Here is a 26,944-nt window from a genome sequence, read left to right on the forward strand (position 1 = left end):
GTCGATCTGTACGAGGGACGGTGCGGGCGGGGACGGAGCGGCATGGGGGTCCGCCGACACGAGAGTCGGCGGTACGACGCGGTGGAGGCCCTGGCGGCGCGGCGTAAAGCAGCGTAAAACGGGCAGCAAGTGGAGAGTCGGACATGAGAGCTCTCGATGGACCGGCCGCGAGGCAGGGGCAGGACAGCGGCACGGGCAAGGCAGCGGGGGGAGTGACGAGTTGATGGGTACGAAAGAGCGCCGGCGGGCGTCCGGGAGCGGGGCGGCCGAGGACGGGCCGTCTGGACGCGGGGGGTCCGGGAAGCCCACGAGCGTTGAAGTGGCTCGCGTGGGCGAGGAGTTGGGCGAGGGGCGGGCTGAGCGGAAGACGGCGGGGGCGGCGACGACCTCGCGCCTCGCGGAGGCGGTGCGGGCCCCAGAGGAGGTGCACCCCGCGGAGGGAGCACGTCCCGCGGAGGCAGCCCGGCCTGCGGCGGGAACGGGAAGTGCGCCCCGGGGTGGGGCGAGAACAGGCGGCGAGGGGCGGGAACTCGCCGGTACCGCGGAGCGGCGTGCGTCGAGCGCGGCGGGCGAAGCTGTGGAGCAGCGGGGGTCCGGCGGGGCGGCCGAAGCGCCGGAGCGGCGGATGCCACTCGGGGCGAGCGAGGCGCCGGAGCGGCGTGCGTCCGGTGAGGCAGGAAAGGCGCCGGAGCGGCGGGAGTTGGCCGCGGTGGCGGATGGCAGGGAGCGCTCCAAGGCACGAGGGCGGCGCGAGTACGCCGACGCTCTGGACGACAGCGAGGAGCCGGATCGGCAGCCCTTGTGGGTGGAGGAGCCCGCCACCCGGCGGCGGCTGCCGGACCCCGTGCGCACGGCGGCCGTCCGTGCGGTGCTCATCGTGTCGTTGACGCTCATCCAGGCGATGACGGCGTTCTTCTGCGCGATGGCCGAGTCCTGGCTGGCCTTCCCCATGGTGCTGAGCAGCGTGGCCAGCACGGTCGGCGCCACCTGGGCCGTGTGTGACGTCTGGGTGACCCGCCAGGTCTGGAACCAGCGCAACGGCGTGGTGTCGGTGCCCAGCAGCACGGCACGCCGGCTGCGGCGCGAGCGGCGCAGGGCCCGTCGCGAGGCACGGGTGGCCGCCCGCGCCAAGGAGGGCATACGGAACCCGGGCGGGGCGGGACAGTTGTCTCACTCCTGACCCGGGATGGGCCGAGGCCACGGGGCCGACTGCGCCGGGGCTTCGGCCAGCAGCTGAACGGTGTCGGGGCTTTGGCCGCCCGGACTGCGCTGGGGCCTTGGCCGCCCGGGCGATGTCGGACCCTGACCGCCCGGACGACGTCGGGACCTTGGCCACCTGGGCGATGTCGGGATCCTGGCCGCCTGCACACACCTCCGTCAGCAGCGTGCCGCCGCCGTCAGACCGCGGCCACCTGTCGCGCCCTCAGCTCCCGTCTCACCTTCATGAAGGGGCGAGGGCAGTCGACGGCCAGGGCGGCGGTGACGCGGCCCGCGTGTTCGTACACGGCCAGGAAGCTGCCGTCATCAGGGCTGCCTTCCTCGATGCGTACGGTGGCGTCGGCGGGGCGGTGTCCGGCGAACTGGATGCGGGAGCCGTACTGGTCGGACCAGAAGTACGGGAGTGCGGTGACCGTCTCCACGGTGCGGGCGGCGAGCAAGTTGCGTACGGCGACGCGGGGTAGTTCCGTCGCGCTCGTCCAGTGTTCGGCGCGGACGCCGCCGACGCGGGCGACGTCGCCGACGGCGACCACATTGGGCAGGGACGTGACACAGCCGTCGTCGCACACGACACCGTCGCGCACGGCGAGTGACGTGCCCGCGAGCCAGGCGGTGTTGGGGGCGGCGCCGATGCCGACGACGACCACGTCGGCGGGCAGGAGACGGCCGTCGGAGAGTTCGACCGCGGTGACGTGGCCGGGGCTGTGGCTGTGGCTGTGGCTGTGGCTGTGGGGGGAGGCCACTCGGTGGAGGCCCGCCACGCCCGTTCCGGTGAGCAGGCGGGTGCCTCCCCGCCGGTGCAGGTCGGCGCAGAACGCGCCCATATCCGGGCCGAGTTGGGGCAGCAGAGGCAGAGGGGCGGCTTCGACGACGGTCACGTCGTGGCCGAGGGCGACGCACGACGACGCCGTCTCCGCGCCGATGAAACCGCCGCCGATCACCACGACTCGCCGTGTGCCCTGGGCCAGGTCGGCGCGGAGGGCGCGGGCGTCGTCGAGCGTGCGCAGGGTGTGGACGCCCGCGGGCCACGGGCCGGGCAGGCGGCGGGCCGACGCGCCGGTCGCGACGACCACGCCGTCGGTGACGACGGACCGGCCGTCGTCGAGGAGAACGGCGCGAGCGTGCTGGTCGAGGCCGGTCGCGTGGACGCCGAGCAGCCATTCGGCGGCCAGCTCGCCGATCTCCTCGGTGTCGGTGAGTGCGAGTGGGGCTTCCGCGGCTCCGCCGACCAGGAGGTTGGAGGGATCGGAGGTGAGGAAGTCCTTGGACAGGGGCGGGCGGTCGTACGGCAGGTGGGGCTCGGCGCCGACGATGACGAGGCGTCCGTCGAAGCCCTGGGCGCGCAGCTCGCGCGCCGCGTATAGCCCGGCGAGGGAGGCGCCGACGACAGTGACGGTGTTCATGCGGCGGAGCCCTCACCGGTCAGCGTGCTGTGTGCGGTCGCGGACAGGGAGCCTGCGCCGGAAACGCCTGCCGGGACGATGGCTGAGGTGGCGGAGGCCGGGACGGGGACAGGGACGGCCGCGGGCTCGGTCAGGTGGACATGGATCGTTCCGTCGACCACGCTCACGCGGTGGGTGCGCACCGGGCGGCGGGCCGGCAGACAGGTCGGCTGACCGGTACGGAGATCGAAGGTGGCAGCGTGCAGCGGGCACTCGACCAGGCAGCCTTCGAGCCAGCCCTCGGAGAGGGAGGCGTCCTGGTGGCTGCAGGTGTCGTCGACGGCGTACAGCGCGCCGTCGGCGTTGAACACCGCGACGGGCGGCGTGGTGTCGAGACGGACGGACTCGCCCGCGGGGAGGTCTTCAAGGCGGCAGACGGGAATCACGGGGGCCTCCTCTGGATGTGTCGGCCCGGTTGCGAGCCGTTTCGGCCAGGGACTCTTCGGTAACATGGAGTTTCATATGGCGCACCAGAGAGCGCTATGCGCAACAGAATCCGGTGGGATGCCCATCGCGTCAAGGGGCTCCCTGGGACGCGGCTTCAAGCGGCCGCCGAGTGGTGAGAGTTGAGATATGACCCGCACGCGGAAAGAGCCTGGCCAGAACGAGGAGCCGCATCAGGAGACGCCGTCCGAACAGCGCGGTGAGGCGCACCCGCAACAGCCCGGGAAGCCGCGCGAGGCACAGGCCAAGGCGCCCGCCGGTTCCGTCCAGTCCGTGGACCGCGCGGTCAGCGTCCTGGAGATCCTCGCCCGGCACGGCGAGGCGGGGGTCACCGAGATCGCCGACGAGCTGGGGGTGCACAAGTCGACGGCGTTCCGGCTGCTCGGCGTGCTCGAGAACCGCGGCCTCGTGGGGCAGGCGAAGGACCGCGGCAAGTACTTCCTCGGTGCCGGTGTGCTGCGCCTTGCCGGGGCGGCGGCCGTGCGGATGGACATCTCCCAGGAGGGCGGGCCGGTCTGCCGCGATCTCGCGGACGAGCTGGGCGAGACGGTCAACATCGCGGTGATCGACGACGACGCCGCGGTCAACATCATGCAGGCCCGCGGCCCGGCGTCCGTGACCGCGCAGAACTGGCTCGGCCGGCGCACCCCCCTGCACGCCACCTCCAGCGGCAAGGTGCTGCTGGCGCACCTCCCGACGACCCTGCGCGAGGGCCTGATCGCCCGCACGCTGCCGCGCATCACCGAGCAGACGGTGACCGGGACGGTGGCACTGCGCCGCGACCTGGAGACCGTCGTCCAGCAGGGTTTCGCGATCGCCGTGGAGGAGCTGGAGGTGGGCCTTGCCGCCGTGGCGGCGCCGGTGCGCGCGCACGACGGCAAGGTCATCGGCGCCCTCAGCGCCTCCGGGCCGGTGTACCGGCTGACCGAGGACCGGCTCACCGAGCTGGCCAAGCGCACGGTCGCGGCAGCGGTGGAGCTGTCGCGCCGGATGGGCTACGGGTTCTGAAGCCGCCGTCCGGCGACTTCTGAAACCGTCCGCAGGGCCCGCGGCCCCAGGCAGAGCCCGGGAGCGAGCGCGGAGCCGGATCATTCCCGGCTCCGCGCTCCGTCGTCGCGCGCCGTCTCGCTCCACCACTCCCCGCCGCCCTCCACCGCTCTGCGCCGCCCTCCGCCGCCCTCCCTCTCGCTCTGCCTTGCGCCGTCCCGCCCCCTCCCACCCTGCCTCGCGCCGGGACCGTTCCGCGCCGCCGCGGCGTTTTGCCGAGCGTTCACTCCCGCCCCTTGACGGCTCCTTGATGTCGCTCCCACGATGTCTCTCATAGCGCAACCGATCGTGGAGTACGCAACAACGACTCACAGTCGAGGAGCCTGGCCGTGCCACACGAGGTCCGTGGCGTCGTCGCCGCGAAGAAGGGCGCACCCGTCGAGGTGCAGACGATCGTCGTGCCGGATCCCGGACCGGGAGAGGTACTTGTCTCCGTGCAGGCCTGCGGGGTCTGCCACACCGATCTGCACTACCGGGAAGGCGCGGTCTCCGACGACTTCCCGTTCCTGCTCGGCCACGAGGCCGCCGGAACCGTCGAGGCGGTCGGCTCCGACGTGGGCGGCCTGAGGCCCGGCGACTACGTGGTCATCGCCTGGCGCGCCCCCTGCGGAACGTGCCGCTCCTGCCTGCGCGGTCGCCCCTGGTACTGCTTCGACTCGCGCAACGCGGCACAACCCATGACGCTCCTGGACGGCACCCCGCTCAGCGCGGCGCTCGGCATCGGCGCCTTCGCCGAGAAGACGCTCGTGGCCGCGGGCCAGGCCGTGAAGGTCGACCCTGCGGCCCGGCCGGAGGCGGCCGGGCTGATCGGCTGCGGCGTGATGGCCGGCTACGGGGCGGCCGTGAACACGGGGAACGTGGGCCGCGGCGACACCGTCGCCGTCATCGGCTGTGGCGGCGTCGGCTGCGCCGCGATCGCCGGGGCCTCGCTCGCCGGGGCGCGGCGCGTGATCGCCGTCGACATCGACGACGCGAAGCTCGACGGCGCCACCCGCTTCGGGGCCACCCACACCGTCAACTCCCGGGGCACCGACCCCGTCGAGGCGGTGCGTGGGCTCACCGGCGGCTTCGGCGTCGACGTCGCCATCGACGCGGTCGGCATCCCGGAAACGTACAAACAGGCCTTCTACATGCGCGACCACGCGGGCGTGCTCGTCCAGGTCGGTGTGCCCGATCCGGCGATGGCCGTCGAGCTGCCGCTGATCGACCTGTTCTCGCGCGGCGGCGCGCTCAAGTCCTCGTGGTACGGCGACTGCCTGCCCACGCGGGACTTCCCCCTGCTCGTCGACCAGTACCTCAGCCGCAGGCTCGACCTCGGCGCCTTCGTGACGGAGAAGATCGCTCTCGACGAGGTCGAGGAGGCGTTCGCCAGGATGCAGCGCGGCGAGGTGCTGCGATCGGTGGTGGTCCTGTGAGCGGCGTACGGCAAGAGCCACAGCCCCACGGCACGCGGGACACGGACTCCGCGGACGCGCGGGACACCCCGGCCGGCCCCCGCGTCGTCGTCATCGGTGCCGGAATCGTCGGCTGCTCCCTCGCCGACGAGCTGACCGCCCGGGGCTGGACCGACGTCACCGTCCTCGAACAGGGGCCGCTGCCCGCCCCGGGCGGGTCCACCTCGCACGCGCCCGGGCTCGTCTTCCAGACCAGCCCGTCCAAGACGCTGAGCGAGTTCGCCGCGTACACCGTGCGGAAGTTCGGCGAGCTCACCGTGGACGGGCTCTCGTGCTTCAACCCGGTGGGCGGCCTGGAGCTGGCCACCACGCAGGAGCGCTGGGCCGACCTGCACCGCAGGGCGGGCCTCGCCGCGTCCTGGGGCATCCGCGCCGAGTTGGTGGACGCCGCGCACTGCAAGGAGCTGTGGCCACTGCTCGACACCGGCCAGGTGCTCGGCGGCCTGTACACGCCCGACGACGGCCTCGCCCGCGCCGTCCTCGCCTGCCGCGCGCAGATCGAACGCGCGACGGCCCGCGGCGCCCGCTTCCTGGACCGGCACACGGTCACCGGCATCGAGCGCGCGGAGGGCCGCGTCACCGGCGTCGTCACCGACCGCGGCACCTTCCCCGCCGACCACGTCGTGTCCGCGGCGGGCTTCTGGGGGCCGGTGATCGGCCGTATGGCGGGCGTCGACGTACCGCTGCAGCCCCTCGCCCACCAGTACGCGCGCACGCTGCCGCTGCCCGAGCTCGCCGGCGTGAACGACCCGCGCACGGAGGCCTCCCGGCCCATCCTCCGCTTCCAGGACCGTGACCTGTACTTCCGTGAGCACACCGACCGCGTCGGCATCGGGTCGTACGCCCACCGACCGCTGCCCGTCGACCCGTTCGCCGTGCCCGCGTACGACGAGGCGACCGCCGGCGGCCTGGCCATGCCGTCCTCGTACCCGTTCACCGAGGAGGACTTCGCGCCGAGCTGGCAGGACTGCTGCGGACTGCTGCCCGCGCTCAAGGAGTCGGCCGTCGAAGAGGGCTTCAACGGCGTGTTCTCCTTCACGCCGGACGGCATGCCGCTGCTCGGTGAGTCCCCCGCGCTGCGCGGCTTCTGGCTCGCCGAGGCCGTCTGGGTCACGCACTCCGCCGGTGTGGCGAAGGCCGTCGCCGAGTGGATGGTCGACGGCCGGCCCACCACCGACATCCACGACTGCGACCTCACCCGCTTCGAGGACGCCCAGCGCTCCCCCGCGTACGTCACCGACCGCGGCGCGCGGCAGTTCGTCGAGGTGTACGACGTCATCCACCCGCACCAGCCCATGGACGAGCCGCGCCCCCTGCGCGTCAGCCCCTTCTACGCGCGCCAGCAGGAGCTCGGCGCGGTCTTCCTGGAGGGCGGCGGCTGGGAGCGGCCCCATTGGTACGAGGCCAACGCAGCGCTCGCCGCCGACGTGGACGTGCCCGCGCGGGACGCCTGGTCGGGTCGGTACTGGTCGCCCATCGCCGCCGCGGAGGCGCGGGCCACCCGCGAGCGGGTCGCGCTGTACGACATGACGCCCCTGCGCCGTCTGGAGGTCACCGGCCCCGGAGCTCTCGGCTTCCTTCAGCGCATGACCACCAACAACCTTCGCAAGAAGCCTGGTTCGGTCACCTACACCCTCCTTCTCGACGAGGCGGGCGGCATCCGCTCCGACCTGACCGTGGCACGGCTCGCCCCCGCGCACTTCCAGGTCGGCGCCAACTCCCCCGCCGATCTCTCCTGGCTACAGTCGCACGCGCCCGACGACGTGCACATCAGGGAGATCACCCAAGGGACGTGCTGCGTCGGCGTGTGGGGACCGCTGGCCCGCGCCCTCGTGCAGCCGCTGACCCGCGACGACTTCTCGCACGAGGCCTTCGGGTACTTCAAGGCACGCCGGACGCACCTCGGCCATGTGCCGGTGACGGCACTGCGCCTGAGCTATGTCGGGGAACTGGGCTGGGAGTTGTACACCAGCGCCGACCTGGGACTCCGGCTGTGGGACACGCTGTGGGAGGCGGGGCGGGAGCTGGGCGTGGTCGCCGCCGGGCGCAGCGCCTTCAACAGCCTGCGCCTGGAGAAGGGCTACCGCGCCTGGGGCCAGGACATGACCGCCGAACACGACCCGTACGAGGCGGGTGTCGGCTTCGCCGTCCGCATGGACAAGGACGACTTCGTGGGCCGCGATGCGCTCGCACGGCGCGGCCCGCTCACGCGCAGGCTCACCGCGCTCCTCCTCGACGACCCGGCCGCCGTCGTCCTCGGCAAGGAACCCGTGTACCTCGGCGGGGAAGCCGCACGCGTCGGCAGCGAAGCCGTACGCCTCGGCAGCGATGCCGCACCCGCCGGGTACGTCACCAGCGCCGCGTACGGCTACACCCTGGGCCGCTGCGTCGCCTACGCCTGGCTGCCGCCGCTCACCGCGGGCACCGGCGTGCACATCGAGTACTTCGGTGAGCAGGTCCCCGCGACCGTCGCCGACGAACCGCTCTTCGACCCCGAGATGACCCGAATCCGGAGGTGACCCGCCGTGTCCCCCACCACCCCCAGCCACGACGTGATCGTGATCGGCCTGGGCGGCATGGGCAGCGCCGCCGCCCACCACCTGTCCGCGCGCGGGGCCCGTGTCCTCGGCCTGGAGAAGTTCGGTCCCGTGCACCAGCGCGGCTCCAGCCACGGCGGCTCCCGGGTCACGCGGCAGTCGTACTTCGAGGACCCCGCGTACGTACCACTGCTGCTGCGCGCGTACGAGCTCTACGAAAAACTGGAACAGGACACCGGACGTCGGATCGCCACCCTGTGCGGCGGTGTGATGGTCGGCAGGCCGGACGGGCGGGTGGTCTCCGGGGCGCGGCTCTCCGCCGAGACCTGGGGCCTGCCGCACGAGATGCTCGACTCGCAGGAGATCCGCCGCCGCTTCCCGACGCTCACGCCGCGCGACGACGAGGTGGCGCTGTACGAGGAGCGCGCGGGGCTGGTCCGCCCGGAGAACACGGTGGCCGCGCATCTGCAGCTCGCCACCCGCCAGGGCGCCGACCTGCACTTCGAGGAGCCGGTGACGCGCTGGGAGCCGTACGGCGGCGGGGTGCGCGTGCACACCGCCGAAGACACCTACACCGCCGGCCAGTTGGTGATCTGCCCGGGTGCCTGGGCGCCGGGACTGCTCGCGGACCTCGGGGTTCCGTTCACCATCGAGCGGCAGATCATGTACTGGTTCCAGCCGACGGGCGGCGTGGGCCCGTTCCTTCCGGAGCACCATCCGATCTACGTCTGGGAGGACGCCGCCGGCATGCAGGTGTACGGCTTCCCCTCGATCGACGGACCGGACCTCGGCGTGAAGGTCGCCTTCTTCCGCAACGGCAGCGTGTGCACTCCGGAGACCATCGACCGCACGGTCCATCCGCACGAAGTGGCGGCCATGGCCGAGCACATGGCGCGGCACATCCCGCTGCTGCCCGGGCGCCTGCTGAAGGCGTCGACCTGCATGTATACGACGACGCCCGACGAGCACTTCGTCATCACGCGGCATCCGGAGCACCCGGAGTCGGTGACGGTGGCCTGCGGCTTCTCCGGGCACGGGTTCAAGTTCGTGCCGGTGGTCGGCGAGATCCTCGCCGACCTGGCGCTCGACGGCACCACCGGGCATCCCATCGGGCTCTTCGACCCGCGCCGGATCACCGGTCCGCTCGATCCCGCGCCCGCCGCGGCACCCGTCTGACCGCATCCCCGTGATCGCGTTCCCGCGGTCGCCTTCGCGCCCACCGCGGCGCCCGTCTGAGGAGTACGGACGTGACGACAGAGGTCTCCGCGAGCCTCATCGCGACGCTGCCCGGCCACTACTACACCGATCCCGACGTCTTCCGGCAGGAGCAGGAGCGCCTCTTCGAGTCCCTGTGGTGCTGTGCCGTGCGCGCCGCCGACCTCGGCGGGCCCGGCGCGTACCGCACCGTCCAGATCGGCCGTGAGAGCGTCCTGATCACTCGTGCCCGCGACGGCGGCCTGCGCGCCTTCCTCAACGTCTGCCGGCACCGTGGCGCCCGCCTGTGCGCCGACGAGGCGGGCGAGGTCCGCCGCAGCCTCCAGTGTCCGTACCACGCCTGGACGTACGACCTGGACGGCCGCCTGATCGCGGCGCCCAACCTGACGCGGATGCCGGACGTCGACCGCGCCGCCCACGGCCTGGTCGAGGTCGCGCTGCGGGAGTGGCTCGGCTACGCCTGGGTGTGTCTGGCCGAGCAGCCGCCGTCCTTCGAGGACACCGTGATCGGCGAGGCCGTGGAACGCCTCGGCGATCCCGCGTCCATCGAGCGCTACCGCACGCAGGACCTGGCGCTCGGCCACCGCGTCCGCTACGACGTGCGCGCCAACTGGAAGCTGATCGTCGAGAACTTCATGGAGTGCTATCACTGCGCGACCATCCACCCCGAGCTGACCGATGTGCTGCCGGAGTTCGCCGACGGCTTCGCGGCGCAGTACTACGTAGGGCACGGCGCCGTCTTCGGAGAGGACGTGCACGGCTTCACTGTCGACGGCAGCGCGGGCTTCGGGCGCCTGCCCGGGGTGGCCGACGACCAGGACCGCCGCTACTACGCGATCACCGTGAAGCCGACTGTCTTCGTCAACCTGGTGCCCGACCACGTCATCCTGCACCGGATGTTCCCGCTGGCCGTGGACCGCACGGTCGTCGAGTGCGACTGGCTGTACGCACCCGACATCGTCGCCTCCGGAGCGGATCTGTCGAAGTCGGTCGAGCTGTTCCACCGGGTCAACGAACAGGACTTCGCGGCCTGCGAGCGCACGCAGCCCGCGATGGGCTCACGCGCCTACCGGGGCGGCGGCGTACTGGTGCCGACCGAGCACCACATCGGCATCTTCCACGAGTGGCTCATCCGGCACCTGACCGCCTGAGCACCCCATTACCCCCTGAGCACACCGTTCTGCGGCCGGCCGCACGCACGCCTCCCGCGGCGGCCGGCCGCGTGAAACGGCTCACCCGGCGACGGGCTTCTTGAACATCCTTGTCGCGGTGATCTCCCCGTGCACCGTCTCCCCTGCCGGGGCCTGCTGCTCCTGCGGCAGGCCAGGGCGCAGGTGTTCCTCGACGCTGATGTACTTCAGGCCCGCGCGCAGGTCGGCGTCGTTGCGGAGCCGGATGACCAGCGGGAACTCCGCGAGCGCCGTCGTGTCGAACAGGCCGGTGGTGTACAGGAGCTGGACGCCGAGGGCGTCCGACACGGCGCGCTGGAGTTCCAGGAGGTACGTCGCGTTGGCGCGGCCGATGGGGTTGTCGAGGAACAGCGTGCCCGCGTGCCGGTGCTTGTCGCGGCCGCGGTCGTTGGAGCGCAGCGCGGCCATCGTGCAGTACAGGGCGATGGCTGCGGTGAGCAGCTGGCCTCCGGAGAAGACGTCGCCCATCTGCCCGACCGGCACGCGCTCGGCGCGCAGCACGGCGTCCGGCTTGAGGATCTCCACAGCGATGCCGCGCGGCTCCAGGGCGGCCTGAACTCCCCTGAGCAGCAGGGACATTCCGTCTCTGCGGAGGTCGGAGTTCTTCTTCACGGCCGCGCGTGTGGCCTCGTCGATGACCTCGCCGAGGCGTTCGGTGAGCGTCGCCTGGTCGGGCTCTTCGAAGCGGACGCGCAGGAACTCCTGGCCGGACCACTCCCCCAGGCCTTCGGGCAGCTTGGAGAGGCGCTGGGCGGCGCGGAGCGTGGCGAGCGAGGACTCGACCAGGCCGCGCAGCCGGTCGACGATGCTGTCGCGGTTGCGCTCCAGCTGCTCCAGCTCGTCGGTGAGCACGCGCAGGCGGGGTGCGAAGGCGTCGGCCCACTTCTTGGCGTGCTCGGGCAGGGCGGACGCGGGCAGTTCGCGGATCTGCTGGCGGGCGGGGGTGCGAACCTGTTCGTACCGGGTGGAGTTGGCGTGCCGCACCAGGATGTCGCCGGCTTCGCGGACGGCCGACTCGGCGGCGGACAGGTCGGCGGCGCAGCCGCGCAGGGAGCGGCGGGCCTCGGCGGCGGCCTGGCGGGCCTCCTCGAGGGTGCCGGGGTAGGGCTCGGGCTGCTCGTCGTCGGTGTCGTGGGGGTCGTGGTGCTCGCGCAGCAGGTCGCGCAGGAGCGCCGCCGTCTCGTCGAAGCCGCCGCCCGCCTCCTCCGTGGCTCGGTGGGTGTGCAGCAGCGCGGCGTGCGCCTCCTTGGCCTGGCTCAACGCCTCCGTGTGCGCGGCCAGTTCACCGGTGGCCGTGCGCAGCAGGGTCTGGGCCTGTTCGGCGTCGGCGGGGACGAGCTCTTCGGGAAGCTCGGTGTGCGCGTCGCCGTCTTCGGGGGCGTGCCGTTCGGCCTCGCCGCGGAGCCTGCCGAGTTGTTCGCTGGCGGTGGAGGCACGGGACTCGATGAGCTGGACCTGTGCCTCCGCGCGGGCGGCGGCGGCCTGCCGGGAGGGTCCGTCGGCGCCGTCGGTGCCTTCGAGGAGCTGGGCGGCACGGGTGCGCACCTTGTTGCTGAGCCGGTCGAGCTCGGCCACGGCGGCGCTCTCGTCGCTCTCCGCGCGGGCCTGTTCGGCGCGCAGGTCGGCGCCGACACCGACCTTTTCGTAGAGCTGCGATGCCGCGCGGTAGGCCTCGCGGAGGGCGGGCAGCGAGGTCTTCGGGGCGTCCTGGTCCAACGGCACGTCTTCGGGGGCGCCCGCGATCTCGGCGCGCTCCGCGCGGAGGGCACGCGCGGTGCGGCGGGCGTCGTCGGCGGCGCGCTGGGCGGCGCGGCGGTCCTCGTCGGCGGCGCGGGCGCGGTCCAGGCAGGACTGGGCGCGGGCCTCCGACTCCACGGCGTCGTCGGCCAGTTCCCGCAGTTTCGCCTGCCAGCCTGCGCGCTCGCGGAGGCGGAACGCGAGCCCGGCGAGCGCGTCGGCGGCGCGCCTGGCGCGCTGGGCGGCCTCCTGCCTCTCGTCGCGTACGCGGGCGGCGTCGGCGGCTGCCTCGTCGGCCTCCGCGCGTACGGTGCGGGCCTCGGCCAGCTCGGCCTCGGCCTCCTCGGCGAAGGCGCGCGCGTCCCGGGCGGCGACGGCGAGTTCGGTGAGGCGCCCGGCCGGGCAGCCGGACCGCCAGGAGGCGAGCCGCGCGGCCAGCTCCCGGTCCTTGGCGAGGCGCTGAGCAAGGGCGCGGATCTCGTCGTCGCGCAGGGTGGCGCGGGCGCGCAGGGCCTGGCGCTCCTCGTCGGCGGCGTGCTCGTCGTGCATGGCCGGGTTCGGCGGTACGAGGAAGACGTCCTCGGCGGAGCCCGTGGCGCCGTCCGGCACCGGGGCGAGGAGCGCGGCGGCGGTACCCACGGCGACCGTGGAGCGCGGCAGCAGCGCGGCACCGGCGAGCGCTTCGCGCGCGCGGGCGTGCGTGTGCGGGTCGGTGATGACGACGCCGTCGACCAGTTCGGGGCGCGCCGCGAGCACGCGCGCGTGGTCGGCGGGATCGACGGCCTGCGCCAGATAGCGCCATCCCGGAAGCGCCGGAATGCCGTGCTCCCCGAGGAACTCGACGGTGGCGAGGACGTCGGGGCCGGGCGGCAGCAGACCGCCGTCGCCGAGGGCGCCGAGGATCCGGGAGTCGTCGGCGGCGGCCGTGCGCAGCTCGAACAACTGCCGCTCGGCGGCGGCCACTCCGTCGTCGAGGAGGGTCTTCAGGTCGTCGGCACTGCGGTCCAGGTCGTCCGGGGAGAGCGGGGCCAGGCTGGAGTCGACGGCCCGCCGGGAGCCGTTCGAGGTCGTGCCGGTGTCCGCGTGCGCGTCCTCGCGGGCCGCCCTATCAGCGCCGGAGGCGTCGCTTTCGGTGCCGCCGTGCGCACGTGCTCCCTGACCAGCGTCGGCGTCCGACGCACCGGCCAGGCCTGGCGCCTCGCCCTGGGCGCTCTCCGGGGAACCCTCCCCGGCGTCCCCCGAATCGGCCCCTGCGTACCGAGGCTGCGGCACCCCACCTCGTACGCCCCCACCGGACACACCCGGCAGCCCCAGAAGCTCGACAAGCCGGTCGTCCTGCGCCAGGGAGTCCGCGGCGCGCCGCTCGGCGTCGTACGCCTGCTCCGCCGCCGTCGCGGCGTCCGCCGCGCGGGCCGCCGTCAGCTCCGCGCGGGCCTCGGCCGCGCCGGCCTCCTTGGCCTGGTCGGCGGAGCGGCGGGCGCCTTCCCGTGCCTCGTCCCAGGCGGTGACGGCCGTCTTCTCGGCGTCGCTCGCGGCGAGCGCGGCACGGGCCGGGTCGGCGTCGGGAGCGCTGTCGTCGAGCCAGCCCGCGCGGACCGCCTCGGCGGTCTCCTGCTCGACCTCACTGAGGCGCTGGCGCAGGTGTCCGGCCTCGCTGCGGGCGCGCTGCGCCTCGGTGGCGGCGGAGGTGGCGTCGCGGTGCGCTGCCTCGCCGGTCTCCTGGAGGGCCGCCGAGCGCTCCTCCACCTCGTTGGCCTGGGACTCGGCGCCTTCGGCCGCGGTGTGCAGGGCGCGTACGAGATCGGCGGCGGCCTTCGCGCGGGCGGCGAGCGCGGGCGCGGCGTCGCGCTCGGCCTCGCGGATCGCGACGGCCACGCGCGCGGAGCGGTCGGCGGCGGCGCGGTGGCGCAGGACGGCCTCTGCGGCCTGCCAGGCGGAGTGCAGGGTGCGCGCGTCGGCGAGCTCGCGGCGCTGCGCGGCAGCGGCCTTCTCCGCCACGGTGAGGGCCAGCGAGGCGTGCCGGTAGGCGAGTTCGGCGGCGATCAGCGCGGAGCGGCCGCGGGCCTGCTCGGCGGCCGTGACGGTGTGGGCGGCCGCGGTGACCTGCTCGGCGAGCTCGGCGGCGCGGCCCCGCTCCTCGACGGCACGGGTGGACAGGCGGCGGGCGAGCGTGCGGGTGCGGCGTTCGGCGCCCGCGTGCACGTCACGCGCGCGTGCCCGGGTGTCCGCGGCGTCGACGATGCGGCCGAGCAGGTCGACGGAACCGGCGGTGAAGTCCCGCTCGGCGATCAGCTCGGCGCGGCGGCCCAGCTTGTTGCCGAAGCCGTGCACGAGGTCGGCGAGGCCGTCCGTGTCGCGGGTGTCGGTGACGGCGCGCAGCAGCAGGTCGGTGAAGTCGGAGTCCTTCTTGACGGCGAACAGGCCGGCTGCCTCGCCCTCGTCGGCGTTCATCTCCCGCTGGTAGCGGAACAGTTCGGGGTCGAGACCCAGGTCCCCGAGGTGTTCGTTCCAGCGGTCGTGGATCTCTTCCCAGTGCACTTCGAGGTGCGGGTACGCCTTCGTGGCCTCCATGAGGGCGTCCCTGAAGCCCTTCATGGTGCGCCGCCGCCCCTGGGCGCCGGAGGCGCCCTCCACGGAGGGGCGCACCGCGGTGGACTCGGCGACCGGCAGCGAGTCCAGGCTCAGGCCGGGCCCGGGCCGGAAGGAGTACCAGGCCTCGGCGAACTTCCGCGGGTCGTTGGAGACCTGCCGCCCGCGCCACTCGCTGACCTTGCCGACGACGACGCACTCGCCGGTGAGCGTGTGCTGCCACTCCAGGGCGACGTGTCCGCAGTCGTCGGCCAGGAGGAACTTGCGCAGCACGCCGGAGCTGGCGCCGCCCAGCGTGTTCCGGTGGCCCGGCAGCATCACGGAGAAGATCAGCTTGAGCAGGACGGACTTGCCGCCGCCGTTCTCCAGGAAGAGCACGCCCGCGGGCGCCGGGCGGCGCGGCGGGCCGACGGGCTCCTCCTCGAAGAACTCCGCCTGCGCGGGCGCGGGGTCGGGCACCACGTCGCCGACACCGCGCAGGTCCAGCACGGTGTCGGCGTAGCGCGCACCGGCAGGGCCGATGGAGTAGAGGCGGACCCGGGACAGCTCGTACATGGCGGCGGACTCTCGTCGTAAGTCGTGCGGATCGTTAAGTCGTGCGGAGCGTGAGGCAGTTCGTGGGGGGGCGGTCGGCTCGGCCGCGACCACCGGAGGGTGCGGCTCAGGAGTGGAACGGAAGGCCCGCGTCGGCCGCCAGCTCCAGGTCGTCGGTGTCGTCGGGAGGCAGCAGCGTCGCGGAGCCGTCGGTGACGGGCACGACGCCGAGCTCCAGGAGCTCGGCCATGGCGGCGGTGCCCGCCATGTCGCGGACCTGGAGCTGATAGCGCGCGGTCGTGCGGTACGTCCCTCCGGAGTCGTCGCCCGTGCGCTGGAGGAAGCCGGAGTCGGTCAGGAACGCGGCGGCCTTGCCGACGATGCCGGTGGTCGAACCGGCGAGTCTGCGGGCGTCCTTGGTGGCGCCGGTGGAGCTGCGGCGCGCCCAGATCCGCCAGGCGGACTCCAGGCCGGGCGCGTCCGTCGCCGGGTCGGTGTTCTCGCCCTGCTCCTCGGCGCGCTCCTCCAGGCGGCGGCAGGCCTGCCGCACGAAGGCGTCGACGCCGTTGACGGTGACGCGTCCGATGTACCCGTCGTCGGCGAGGTCCTCGGGGCGCGGGAAGGCCATGGCGGCGACGGCGAGGTGGGCGAGGCCGTGCAGGAAGCGGTCGGTGGAGTCGGCGGCGGCGCGGCGTGCGTAGTCGCCCATGCGGACGGCGAACACGGAGTCCTCGGCGGCGGTCACCGCCATCCCCGCGCGCGTGGACACCTCCAGGACGACGAGGCCGAGCCCGGCCGCCACAGCGTCGGCGAGGCGGGCGAACGGCGGGTCCTCGCGGTACCGACGGAGCAGTTCGCCGTACTCCTGGTCGCGGGCGGGCTGGAGCTTGGGCTGGAGCCCGAACGCGACGAGCCGTGCCGCGTCGGCGGCGTCGGCCGGCGTGACGGCGGCCCCCGCGGGGGCGGCCGCCGGGGCCGCGCTGGCGTCCGGCTCGCCCCACGCGGCGTGCTCTGCGGGGTGATCGGTCACGGCTTGGGCTCCTTGGTGCGGTCCGTCGGTCGTACGTGTTCGGGGGCGGGGCCCGTGTCGTCGGGGGCCGTGCGTACGTCCCCGGGGGCGGCAGGGGCCAGGGCGGTGCGAGGCCCAGTGGGCGTGGTCATCACGCGGCCTCCGTACGGTCGGCCGCCATGCCCGCCGCGTCGAGCAGGGCCGTGCCGACGATGAGGTCGGCGCCGCCGAACTCCGGGTCGTCGAGTTCGGTGCCGTCGTCCACGGCGAACAGGAGCTGCTGCTCGCCCTGGCGGTAGGCCGTGCCGACCGGCGGGCTCGCGGCGTGGACGGCCAGCAGGGCGACCAGGTAGGGCAGTTCGGGGTCGCGGCGGCGGGCGTCGGCGAGCAGCCCGGAGAGCCGGCGCGGCGCGTCGGACGGCAGCGCGAGCAGCTCCATCGCGCTCGCCAGCTGCTCCTCGCTGAAGCGGCTGTCGTCGGGGGTGGCGATGAGGTCGGGCTCGGGCATCTCCGCGCCCAGGTGCTCGCGCTCCTGCGGCGGCGTGAGCAGTATGTCGACGAGGTCGCCGACCCGCACCGACACCGGGGTGCGCAGGCCCGTCCCGCGCGCGAAGAAGGCGTCCGTCACGCGGATCGCCTGCTCGGCGGGGAGCGGCAGGACGGGGGCGATCAGCTGGCCGTACAGATCGAGTCCCGCGCGGGCGGTGGGTGTCGCGAAGGCCTGCCGGTCCTGCTCGGCGCGGAACAGGGGGCCCGCTTCGAGCAGCCGGGACTGGAGCTGGGTGTGGCGGCGGATGCAGTCCTTGACGATGTCGACGAGCTCGGCGGCGCGGCGCTTGTGCTCGCCCGCCGCGGAGTCGGAGACGGCCTCGGACTCGTCGCGCACCTTGCGGATGTTCGTCAGGATCGCGTTCTCGTGGCGATACCGGTCGGCCACGTGGTCCAGGGCCTCGGCGATCATGTCCGGGACGGCCTGGAGCCAGTCCACCGCGCGGACGTTGCGCCGGGTCGCGTCCAGGGCCTTGCGGAGGGTCTCCGAGTACTGCACGGTGCGATACCGCGCCTGCTCGGCGGCGAGCTGGGCGTCGGCGAGGCGTCCTCGGTTGATGAGGACCTCCAGCTTCACCTCGGCGGCGATCTGGGCGCTGGTGACGTCCGTGTCGAGGGCGCCCACGAGGACGTTCACGGCCTCGTCGGTGGTGCGCAGGTAGACACCGCCGCCGTACCCGGGGACCTCCTCGATCAGCTTGAAGTCGTAGTCACGCCGGACATATGTCCCGTCCGCGCCGAAGGTGCCGTACACCGCGCGGAAGCCGCGGTCCACGCTGCCCACATTGATCAGGTTCTCCAGGACCCAACGGGCGACGCGCTCGTGCTCGGCGGTCGGGCGGCGCGGGGCCTGGGCGGCGACGCGGGGCAGCAGCCGGGCCACTATCTGCTCGTGGTCGGCGCCCGTGTCGAAGTCCATGTTCAGCGTGACGAGGTCGATGGCGGAGAGGGCCACCTCCGCCATCGCGTACACCGAATACTCCCCCGCGAGGTTCGCCTTGCGGGTGTCCAGGTCGTGCAGCGGCGCCGTGCACGCGAGCGCGCGCAGGCGCCGCGCCAGGCCCTCGTCGGCGGCCGGGCCCGGAGCGGGCCGCGGCCCCGCGCTGAGCTGGGGCGGAACGAAGTCCGGTACGGCAGGCGAAGTCACGGTGCACAGACTAGGTCCTCGGTCTGACAACGGTCGAAACGACGCAGATGCCCCGCCCGCGTCGACCGGGCACGACGGCCGTACGAGCGGCCCGTACGGGCCGCGACCCCCTCAGCCCGCGCCGGGACCGCCCGCCGCCACGCGCCGCGCGTACGTGTCGACCAGGCCCTGGAGCGAGTCGTCCAGGTAGACCGCGAGCAGCCGCTCGGCCTTCGGCCCGAGGCCGGCCCGCAGGGCGTCCAGAATCTCCTGGTTGCGTACGAGATAGGGCTCGTGGAGGCGGCGCGGGTCGTCCACCACGTGGAAGGCGAGCCGCAGTTCGGCGAAGACGCTGCGCATCAGTTCGTCGGTGCGGGCGCTCCCGGCGAGCGCGACGAGTTCCCGGTGGAAGTGGATGTTGGCCGTGGAGACGCCCTTCCAGTCCCGCCGTCCGGCGGCCGCCCTGCCCTCGGCGACGGCTGCGGCGAGCGCGTCCACGGCGTACGGCGGGCGCCCGAGCGCGTGCACGACGGCGCATTCGACCAGGCGCCGGGTGCGGTAGATGTCCTCTACGTCGTCGACGGTCAGGACCCGCACGAAGACGCCGCGGTTGAGCTCGTGGACGAGCAGCCGCTCGTGGGTGAGCAGCCGGAAGGCCTCGCGCAGGGTGTTGCGGGAGACGCCGAGCGCGCCGCCGATGCTGTCCTCCGAGAGGCGGGTGCCGGGCGGGAAGTACCCCTCCGCGATACGGCTCCGGAGGATGTCCGCGACCCGCTCCGCGGTGCTCGTACGTCCCAGGAGCGCGCGGTCGTCGGCGAGACCGGTCAGTTCAGCCATGATCAGCCATCCCCTCAGCCATGCCCGGATTCAATCGCAGATACAAGAACGAGACAACATGGGTATTGAGGGATCGTTGAACAATCCTCTACGTTGTCCGGCAAGCGACGTCCCCGTTGCCCGGCAAGCGCCACTCCCCGCACCACCGCCGCTCCTTTGAAGCGCCTTCCAGCACCAACACCGCTCCTCAGAAGCACCCTCCAGCACCGCCGACCCCTCTGCGAGGTGCCCATGAGTACGACTCCACCGCCCGCCGCGACCGAGCTGGACGACCAGCCGCGCGCGGACCAACACCCCGACGACGACGGCGCGTTCGGCTGGCTGCGCGCGCTCGGACCGCGCGGCCGCCGGGCGTTCGCCGGCGCCTTCGGCGGGTACGCGCTGGACTCCTACGACTACTTCACGCTGCCCCTGAGCATGGTCGCGCTGTCGGCCTACTTCGGCCTGAACAGCGGCCAGACGGGCCTGTTCACGACCGTCACGCTGGTCGTCTCCGCCGTGGGCGGAGCCGTCGCGGGCGTCGTGGCCGATCGCATAGGCCGGGTCAAGGCCCTGATGATCACCGTGATCACGTACGCCGTGTTCACCGTCGCCTGCGGCTTCGCGCCCAACTACGAGACTCTGCTGGTCTTCCGCGCCCTCCAGGGCCTCGGTTTCGGCGGCGAGTGGGCGGTCGGCGCGATCCTGGTCGCCGAGTACTCGACCGCCAAGAACCGCGGCCGCACGCTCGGCGCGATCCAGAGCTCCTGGGCCGTGGGCTGGGGCCTCGCCGCGATCGTCTACACGCTGGTCTTCCAGTTCATGGACGACGACATCGCCTGGCGCGTGATGTTCTTCACCGGCGCGCTGCCCGCGCTGCTCGTCATCTACGTACGCCGCAATGTGCACGACGCCCCGGAGGCGGCCGCCGAGCGTGAACGGAGCACGGAGAAGGGCTCGTTCACGGCCATCTTCAAGCCGGGCATGCTGCGCACGACGTGCTTCGCGGTGCTGCTGTCCACGGGTGTCCAGGGCGGCTACTACACGCTCGCCACCTGGGTGCCGACGTACCTCAAGGAAGACCGCGGGCTGACCGTCGTCGGCACCGGCGGCTATCTCACGTTCCTCATCTCCGGCGCCTTCATCGGCTATCTGACCGGCGGTTATCTGACCGACAAGCTGGGGCGCAAGCGCAACATCGCGCTGTTCGCGTTCCTGTCCGCGGCCAGCATCGCCGCGTACACGAACATCCCGGACGGGGCCAACGGCGTTCTCCTGGTCCTCGGTTTCCCGCTCGGCTTCTGCATGTCGGCGATCTTCAGCGGCTTCGGTTCCTTCCTGAGCGAGCTGTACCCGGCGGCCGTGCGCGGCACGGGGCAGGGCTTCACGTACAACACCGGCCGCGCAGTGGGTGCCATCTTCCCCACGACCGTCGGCTTCCTCGCGGACAGCTGGGGCGTGGGCGGTGCGCTGATCTTCGGGGCGTTCGGTTACGCGCTCGCGGTGATCGCCCTCTTCGGACTGCCCGAGACGCGCGGGAGGGAACTTCTGTGAATCACGAAGGGGAGGGAACTTCCGCGAGCCTCGCGGCCGTTGAGGACTGTGGAGCCGCCGAGACCCTGGAGGTCGCGGGAAGCCCCGGAGCCGACCTGAGCCCCCAGGAGGCCCGCGCGGCGTTCCGCTCGGGCCTCAGCGGCCCCACGGCCGGCTGGGCGCGCGGGCACACTCAGGCGAACCTCGTGTCCGTGCCTGCCGACTGGGCGTACGACATGCTCCTGTTCTGCCAGCGAAACCCCAAGGCCTGCCCGGTTCTCGACGTCACCGACGCGGGCTCCTGGTCCACGCCGCTCGCCCCGGACGCGGACCTGCGCACGGACCTGCCGCGCTACCGCGTCTGGCACGACGGCGAGTTGGCCGAGGAACCCACCGACGTGCTCGCGCACTGGCGCGAGGACCTGGTGTCGTTCGTCATCGGCTGCAGCTTCACCTTCGAGTGGGCGCTCGCGGCGGCGGGCGTGCCGCTGCGCCATGTCGAGCAGGGCCGCAACGTCGCCATGTACGTCACCGACCGCCGGTGCCGTCAGGCGGGGCGGATCGGCGGGCCCATGGTGGTCTCCATGCGCCCGGTGCCGCCCGGCGACCTGGCCGCGGCGATCCGGGAGACCGCCCTGCTGCCCGCGGTGCACGGCGCGCCGGTGCACTGCGGCGACCCGGGCGGCCTCGGCATCGCCGACCTCGGCAAGCCCGACTTCGGCGATCCGGTGGCCGCCGAGCCCGACGACATCCCGGTGTTCTGGGCGTGCGGAGTGACGCCGCAGGCGGCCGTGATGGCCTCGCGGCCGCCGTTCGCGATCACGCACGCGCCGGGCCAGATGTTCATCACCGACGCCCGCGACGAGCAGTACCGCGTCGCTTGAGGGCACACGAGAGACACGGGAGCGACACGTACATGACCTGGGCCTCGATCGATCTCAACGCCGACCTCGGCGAGGGCTTCGGGCGCTGGCGGCTCACCGACGACGAGGAGCTGCTCTCCGTCGTCACCAGCGCCAATGTGGCCTGCGGCTTCCACGCGGGCGACGCGGCCACCATGCGGCGCGTGTGCGAGCGCGCGGCCGAGCGCGGGGTGCGCGTCGGCGCCCAGGTGTCGTACCGCGACCTGGCGGGCTTCGGGCGGCGCGCGATGGACGTGCCGTCGGCGGAACTCGCGGCCGAAGTGGCGTACCAGATCGGCGCCCTGGAGGTGTTCGCGCGGGCGGCGGGCACGCGCGTGGCGTACGTCAAGCCGCACGGCGCGCTGTACAACCGCGTCGTCCACGACATGGAGCAGGCGGGCGCCGTCGTCGAGGGGGTGCTCCTCGCCGACGACCGGCTGCCCGTGCTCGGCCTGCCCGGATCGCGCCTCCTGGAGGCGGCGGACAAGGCCGGACTGCCGGTCGTCACGGAGGCGTTCGCGGACCGCGCGTACACCGACGAGGGCACGCTGGTGCCGCGCGGCACCGACGGGGCCGTCATCACGGAGCCGGACGCCGTCGTCGAACGGTCCCTGGGACTCGCCCGGTTCGGCACCGTCACGTCCCACGGAGGACAGCAAATCGCTGTCCGCGCGCGGTCGCTGTGCCTGCACGGCGACACTCCCGGAGCGGTGGGGCTCGCGCGGGAGGTGCGGGCGCGGCTCGAGGAGTCGGGTGTGCGGGTGGAGGCGTTCGCATGAGGGTGCCGTCGGCGGGGATTTCCCCTACAGGGGGCACGGCCGCGGTGGCTGGGAGCGTGGGCGCGGGAGACGTGCGCGCGACGGGGCCGGCCGGGGCCACGAGTGCGGAAGGCCCGCCCAGCACCGCACGCCCAGGGAACCCGCCCGCGGCACCCTCGTACGCGGACACCCCGCCCATGCACGTCCTGCCCATGGGCGAGCGCGCCCTCCTCGTCGAGTTGGCCGACGGTGCCGCCGCCGCGGCCCTGCACGCCGAGTTGCTGCGGCGCCGCGCGGAGGGCGACCTCACCGTGCGCGAGATCGTGCCCGCCGCACGCACCGTGCTGCTCGACGGTCTCGACGACCCGCTCCGGCTCGCCGCGCGGCTGCCCTCCTGGGAGATCCCGCCGCCGGCCGCCCGCGCGGAGGGCGTCCTGGAGATCCCGGTGCGGTACGACGGCCCGGACCTGGCCGACGTGGCGGCGCTGTGGAACGTGCCGGTGCGGGACGTGGCGCGGATCCACTCGGCGGCCGAATTCCGCGTCGCCTTCTGCGGGTTCGCGCCCGGCTTCGGCTATCTGACCGGCTCCGGCGACCTGCCCGAGGTGCCGCGCCGCGCGACCCCGCGCACGGCGGTGCCTGCTGGCTCCGTCGGCCTCGCCGGGCCCTACACGGGCGTGTATCCGCGGCCCTCGCCCGGGGGTTGGCAGCTCATCGGTTCCACGGACGCGGTGCTGTGGGACCACGCGCGCGTGCCCGCCGCGCTCCTCACGCCGGGCGCCCGGGTCCGCTTCGTGCCGGAGGCCGCATGACCGACCGGGCCATCGCGGTCGTCAGGGCCGGGGCACTCACCACGGTGCAGGACGAGGGGCGGCCGGGGCACGCCCACCTGGGGGTGCCCCGTTCCGGCGCCCTCGACCGGCCCGCCGCCGCCCTGGTGAACCGTCTCGTCGGCAACCCGCCCGACGCCGCCGTCCTGGAGACCACCCTCAACGGCTGCGCGCTGAGGCCCCGTTGCGCGGTCACCGTCGCCGTGGGCGGTGCTCCCTGTCCGGTGACGGTGGACGGGCGGGCGGCGGCCTGGGGTGCCCCGATCCGAGTACCGGCCGGTGCGCTCCTCGATGTGGGGTCCGCTGTCTCCGGAGTACGCGGTTACGTCGCCGTCGGCGGCGGGATCGCCGTCGAACCGGTCCTCGGCAGCCGCTCCACCGACCTGCTGTCCGGGCTCGGCCCGCCCCCGCTCACGGACGGCGCGGTGCTGCCCCTGGGAGTCGCACCCGTCACCCACGCGCGCGTGGACACCGCCGCGCAGCCCGGCCCGCCGAGGGAACTGATCCTCCGGGTGACGCCCGGGCCCCGCGCGGACTGGTTCACGGCCACGGCCCTGCGCACGCTCACCACGCGCGCGTACCGCGTGTCGTCCGCCAGCAACCGCATCGGCCTGCGCACCGAAGGGCCGCCCCTGGAACGGGCGGTGGGCGGTGAACTGCCCAGCGAGGGCATGGTCCTCGGCGCGGTCCAGGTGCCGCCGGACGGCAGTCCCGTGGTGTTCCTCGCCGACCATCCGACCACCGGCGGCTACCCGGTGGTGGGCGTCGTCAGGGAACGAGACCTCGCAGCGGCGGCCCAGGCGGTGCCGGGGACGGTGGTGCGGTTCGTGGGGGTGGGGGGTTGGCCGGGGCGGCGGGGGTGAGACGGCGGGGCTTCGGGCGTTCCCGCTGCTGCGGGCCGGAGCGCGGGCGTGGTGGCGCGGGCGTGGTGGCGTGGGCGCGCCCGCCTTCGGGCGTCCTAGCCGCCACGGGCGGACACCCGGACGCGATGGTGTCGGCCCTGACCGGCCTCGGCGCCCTCGCTGCCGCAGGCCAGCAACGGACACGGTGACATCGGCCTGCCCGCCTACGGGTGTCCCCGCCTCCGAGATCGGACACGGTGACGTCAGACCTACGGAGGACTGCCCAGCCTCGGGCGTCCCCGCCGCTACGGACCGGCACGCGGACGCGGTCCAATAGGCCTCCCCGCCGTCGAGCGTCCCATCACCGAGACCAGGCGCACGGCCACGGTGGCATCGAGCCTGTCCGGCCTCGGGCGCCCCAGCCACCGCAGGCCAGCGCACGGACGCGGTGGAGGAAGCGTGCCCGCCTCCAGCGTCCCCACCGACGAGAACCGGGCGTTCTGACACGGCGGTGTCGGGCCTGCCTCCCTTCACACCTGCCCGCCTTCGGGTGTCTCCACCGCCGAAGCCCGGCACGCGGACGCGTTGACGTCGGCGCACCCAGCCCGGCTTCAGGCGTCCCCGCCACCCCTGCGTCGCCCCGCCAAGCCGCCTCCCCCAACCACCATCGGCACCCAGCCGCCAGCCACCCCTCAAGCCGCCTCCACCCGCCGCTCCACCCCCGCAAGCCCGGCCAGCGCGGCCGTCGCCGCGTGCGCGGCCCGTACGTCCAGGCCGCCGCTCGTGCCGCGCACCCGGTGCCGTACTTCCTCCGCGGCGAGGCTGAGCAACTGCGGCAGCAGGTCGGTGCAGCGTCGGGCGACCCAGCCGGTGCCGGCCGTGGCAAGCCAGAGCAGGCTCGCCGCGTGGGTGGGCGGCGGGCGTTCGGGGTCGAGGCCGGGGCCGGCGCCGGATGCGAGGCCCTCGGCGGCGAGCAGGGCGTGGCAGCGGGCGGCGAACACGCGGTGGCCGCGCTCGCCGGGGTGCAGGCGGTCGGCGCTCCACAGCGCGCGGTCGGCGATCCACTCCTCGCCCGCGGCGTGCAGGTGGACGGCGCCGTATCGCTCGGACAGCGCGTGTACGACGGCGTTGACCGCCCGCTGCCGCCGCGCCAGCGGGCGGCCGAGCGCACCGGGGAGGCCCAGCATCGCCCCGGGGTCGGGCATGCAGGCCGTGAGCAGCACGGCGCCGTCCGCCGTGACGGCGCCGTAGACCTCGTCGAGGCGACCGGCGACGGCACCGATGTCGAAGGTGCAGCGCAGCGTGTCGTTGACACCGACGACGACGGACACGATGTCGGGTCGCAGGGTCAGCGCACGCGGCATCTGGTGGCCGTGTACGTCGCAGGTCTGCGCCCCGCTGGCGGCCAGGTTGTGGAATTCCACGGGCCGTTGGGGCGTGCCCAGGCCCGCGGCGAGCAGTGCCGCCCAGCCCCGCCACGCGCCGTCCACGGGGTCCCCCACGCCTTGCGTGAGCGAGTCCCCGAGCGCGACGTACGTCACCGGCTTCATCCGCCACCGCCCCCGTCCGGCACCCCGCCGGTGCCCGCCACGAGCCGCAGCGAACGGCCCCGGCCCACAGTGGGCACCACGTCGACGTGCCCCGCCCCAGCCGCCGCAGCGGTGGCGCCCTGCTCAGCCGCTGTCGGCAGCGCAGCGGCTCCGTGCCCGGGGCCCGCCGCCGAGGCAACACCGTTGCGCACGGGGCCCGCCGCCGAAGCAACACCGTCACGCACGAGGTCCACCTCGGGAGCAACACCATGGCCCACAGGGCCTACCTCCGGAGCAACACCGTCGCCCACGAGGTCCGCCTCCCGAGCAACACCATTGCGCACAGGGCCCACCTCCTGAGCAACACCGTCACCCACAAGGTCCACCGCCAGAGCAACACCCTTGCCCACAGGACCGACCGCCGAAGCAACCCCCTCGCCCACGGACCCCGCAACGGAAGCAACAACGTCACCGCCCCCAGCTCCCACCCCATGCGCCGCCAAGAACGCCCCCACAGCCGCATCCCACCCAAAACACTCCGCACGCGCACGTGCCGCCGCGCGCCTGGCGGGCTCCGGACGTTCGAGGACCGCGTGGACCGCGTGGGCGAAGGTGCGCGCAGTGTCGGCCGCCGCCGCGCCCGCGCCGGCCACGATCTCCGGGAGGGCGGACGAGGCGCTGGCCACCACCGGGGTGCCGCACGCGAGGGCTTCGAGGGCGGCGAGGCCGAAGGTCTCACAGGGTCCCGGCGCGAGGCACACGTCGGCCGTCGCCTGGAGCGCGCCGAGGACGGCACGGTCCGCGACATGGCCGAGGAAGGTCACCGGCAACCCCCGCTCCTGTGCCCGTTGTTCGAGCCGCGCGCGCAGCGGCCCGTCGCCCGCGACGACGAGGACGGCCGGTACGCCGCGCCCGCGCAGGGTCTCCAGGGTGTCGAGCGCCGTGCCGGGACGTTTCTCCACGGAGAGGCGGGAGCACAGCAACAGGAAAACGTCGTCCTCGCGCGCGTAGCGGTCACGTACGCGCCTGTCCCGCAGCCCCGGGTGGCGGTCCGCCAGGTCGACGCCCAGGGGGGCGCGTACGACATTGCCCGCGCCGATGCGTACGAACTCGCGCTCCGCCCATGCCGTGGTGCACACCACGCGCGCGTAGGCGTGCGCGGTGCGGGAGTTGAGCGCGTCGGCGGCGCGGCGCGCGAGGGCGGGCGGCACCCCCCAGGTGCGCATGACCGCGTCGGCCGCCTCGTGGGAGACCATCACGGCCGGGACCCGGGCGCGGCGCGCCCACTCGCCGGTCCAGCGCAGCGTGGTGCGGTCGGACACTTCGAGGCGGTCTGGGGCGAGGCGTTCCAGGAGGCGGGTCACGCGGCGCCGGTCGGCGAGGACGCGGTAGCCGCCGGTGCCGGGCAGCACGTGTCCGGGCAGGGTGATGACGAGCCCCTGCTCGGTCTCGGCGGCCCCGGCCCGCTCGCCGGGGACGATGAGCACGGGCTCGTGGCCGGCGGCCAGATACCCGCGCCCCAGCTCCCGCAGCGCGGTGCGCAGTCCGCCCGATGAGGGCGTGACGAAGTTGGCGAGGCGCACGATCCGCATCGGCCCCGTGGTCCGCGCGGAGCGTGCCGCGCCCAGCGTGCTCATGCCCAG

At 73.9% G+C, this 26,944-nt stretch carries 19 protein-coding genes and 1 pseudogene; 11 read left to right on the forward strand and 9 right to left on the reverse strand.

The window, feature by feature from the left end; all coding sequences use genetic code 11:
* The first annotated feature begins 625 nt into the window (after window positions 1–625).
* Entirely contained in the window at window positions 626–1,180 is a 555-nt protein-coding gene (locus IEY91_RS25520) for a hypothetical protein (RefSeq protein WP_189175848.1), read from the forward strand.
* Between the two features lie 217 nt (window positions 1,181–1,397).
* Here IEY91_RS25520 and IEY91_RS25525 read toward each other — a convergent pair whose 3' ends face one another.
* Window positions 1,398–2,621: an NAD(P)/FAD-dependent oxidoreductase gene (locus tag IEY91_RS25525; protein WP_189175849.1), complete on the reverse strand. Its 1,224-nt coding sequence runs from the start codon at window positions 2,619–2,621 to the stop codon at window positions 1,398–1,400.
* Window positions 2,618–3,046 (reverse strand): bifunctional 3-phenylpropionate/cinnamic acid dioxygenase ferredoxin subunit, encoded by a 429-nt coding sequence (locus IEY91_RS25530; protein ID WP_189175850.1) that lies wholly within the window; start codon window positions 3,044–3,046, stop codon window positions 2,618–2,620. Before IEY91_RS25530 ends, IEY91_RS25525 begins: the two co-directional genes overlap by 4 nt.
* A gap of 187 nt (window positions 3,047–3,233) precedes the next feature.
* Between IEY91_RS25530 and IEY91_RS25535 the strand changes: the two genes are divergently transcribed.
* From IEY91_RS25535 to IEY91_RS25555, 5 genes are all read left to right on the forward strand, one after another.
* Entirely contained in the window at window positions 3,234–4,112 is an 879-nt protein-coding gene (locus IEY91_RS25535) for an IclR family transcriptional regulator (RefSeq protein ID WP_229697229.1), read from the forward strand.
* A gap of 368 nt (window positions 4,113–4,480) precedes the next feature.
* The gene (locus IEY91_RS25540) at window positions 4,481–5,566 is read left to right on the forward strand and encodes an S-(hydroxymethyl)mycothiol dehydrogenase (protein WP_164326493.1); all 1,086 of its coding nucleotides are present in this window, start codon (window positions 4,481–4,483) and stop codon (window positions 5,564–5,566) included.
* A gap of 92 nt (window positions 5,567–5,658) precedes the next feature.
* Window positions 5,659–8,124, forward strand: a complete 2,466-nt coding sequence (locus IEY91_RS25545) for a GcvT family protein (protein WP_189176010.1) — start codon at window positions 5,659–5,661, stop codon at window positions 8,122–8,124.
* Between the two features lie 6 nt (window positions 8,125–8,130).
* Window positions 8,131–9,318, forward strand: a complete 1,188-nt coding sequence (solA, locus tag IEY91_RS25550) for an N-methyl-L-tryptophan oxidase (protein WP_189175851.1) — start codon at window positions 8,131–8,133, stop codon at window positions 9,316–9,318.
* Between the two features lie 71 nt (window positions 9,319–9,389).
* Window positions 9,390–10,508 carry an aromatic ring-hydroxylating oxygenase subunit alpha gene (locus tag IEY91_RS25555; protein ID WP_229697230.1) on the forward strand — a complete coding sequence of 373 codons (1,119 nt, stop codon included), beginning with the start codon at window positions 9,390–9,392 and terminating at the stop codon, window positions 10,506–10,508.
* Between the two features lie 81 nt (window positions 10,509–10,589).
* Here IEY91_RS25555 and IEY91_RS25560 read toward each other — a convergent pair whose 3' ends face one another.
* The 5 genes from IEY91_RS25560 to IEY91_RS25575 form a co-directional block, all read right to left on the reverse strand.
* Window positions 10,590–15,428, reverse strand: coding sequence for a hypothetical protein (locus IEY91_RS25560; protein ID WP_189175852.1), 4,839 nt, complete (start codon window positions 15,426–15,428; stop codon window positions 10,590–10,592).
* A 106-nt stretch (window positions 15,429–15,534) separates the two neighbouring features.
* Entirely contained in the window at window positions 15,535–16,437 is a 903-nt protein-coding gene (locus IEY91_RS25565) for a hypothetical protein (protein WP_164326490.1), read from the reverse strand.
* A complete protein-coding gene (locus IEY91_RS42390) occupies window positions 16,434–16,568 on the reverse strand; it encodes a hypothetical protein (protein WP_268240908.1) in 135 nt (44 codons plus the stop codon). Before IEY91_RS42390 ends, IEY91_RS25565 begins: the two co-directional genes overlap by 4 nt.
* Entirely contained in the window at window positions 16,568–18,112 is a 1,545-nt protein-coding gene (locus tag IEY91_RS25570; protein ID WP_189175853.1) for a hypothetical protein, read from the reverse strand. Before IEY91_RS25570 ends, IEY91_RS42390 begins: the two co-directional genes overlap by 1 nt.
* A gap of 111 nt (window positions 18,113–18,223) precedes the next feature.
* Window positions 18,224–18,928, reverse strand: a complete 705-nt coding sequence (locus IEY91_RS25575) for a GntR family transcriptional regulator (RefSeq protein WP_164326488.1) — start codon at window positions 18,926–18,928, stop codon at window positions 18,224–18,226.
* Window positions 18,929–19,159: 231 nt separating this feature from the next.
* Between IEY91_RS25575 and IEY91_RS25580 the strand changes: the two genes are divergently transcribed.
* The 5 genes from IEY91_RS25580 (at window position 19,160) to IEY91_RS25600 (ending at window position 23,793) form a co-directional block, all read left to right on the forward strand.
* The gene (locus IEY91_RS25580) at window positions 19,160–20,461 is read left to right on the forward strand and encodes an MFS transporter (protein WP_164326487.1); all 1,302 of its coding nucleotides are present in this window, start codon (window positions 19,160–19,162) and stop codon (window positions 20,459–20,461) included.
* Between the two features lie 65 nt (window positions 20,462–20,526).
* Window positions 20,527–21,324 (forward strand): putative hydro-lyase, encoded by a 798-nt coding sequence (locus tag IEY91_RS25585; protein ID WP_164328699.1) that lies wholly within the window; start codon window positions 20,527–20,529, stop codon window positions 21,322–21,324.
* Window positions 21,325–21,356: 32 nt separating this feature from the next.
* Window positions 21,357–22,121 carry a LamB/YcsF family protein gene (locus tag IEY91_RS25590; protein WP_189175854.1) on the forward strand — a complete coding sequence of 255 codons (765 nt, stop codon included), beginning with the start codon at window positions 21,357–21,359 and terminating at the stop codon, window positions 22,119–22,121.
* A 176-nt stretch (window positions 22,122–22,297) separates the two neighbouring features.
* Window positions 22,298–22,912: a 5-oxoprolinase subunit B family protein gene (locus IEY91_RS25595; RefSeq protein ID WP_189175855.1), complete on the forward strand. Its 615-nt coding sequence runs from the start codon at window positions 22,298–22,300 to the stop codon at window positions 22,910–22,912.
* On the forward strand, window positions 22,909–23,793 hold the full coding sequence (locus tag IEY91_RS25600) for a 5-oxoprolinase subunit C family protein (RefSeq protein ID WP_189175856.1): 885 nt from the start codon (window positions 22,909–22,911) through the stop codon (window positions 23,791–23,793). The genes IEY91_RS25595 and IEY91_RS25600 overlap by 4 nt, the downstream gene beginning before the upstream one ends.
* A gap of 671 nt (window positions 23,794–24,464) precedes the next feature.
* On the opposite strand, the gene IEY91_RS25605 is transcribed toward IEY91_RS25600, so the two are convergent.
* Entirely contained in the window at window positions 24,465–25,322 is an 858-nt protein-coding gene (locus IEY91_RS25605; RefSeq protein ID WP_189175857.1) for an SGNH/GDSL hydrolase family protein, read from the reverse strand.
* 470 nt (window positions 25,323–25,792) lie between these two features.
* A pseudogene (locus IEY91_RS25610) lies at window positions 25,793–26,938 on the reverse strand (glycosyltransferase); the annotation flags it as partial.
* Window positions 26,939–26,944: the final 6 nt, after the last annotated feature.

It is taken from the genome of Streptomyces lasiicapitis (assembly GCF_014646335.1).
Taxonomy (GTDB): Bacteria; Actinomycetota; Actinomycetes; order Streptomycetales; family Streptomycetaceae; genus Streptomyces; species Streptomyces lasiicapitis.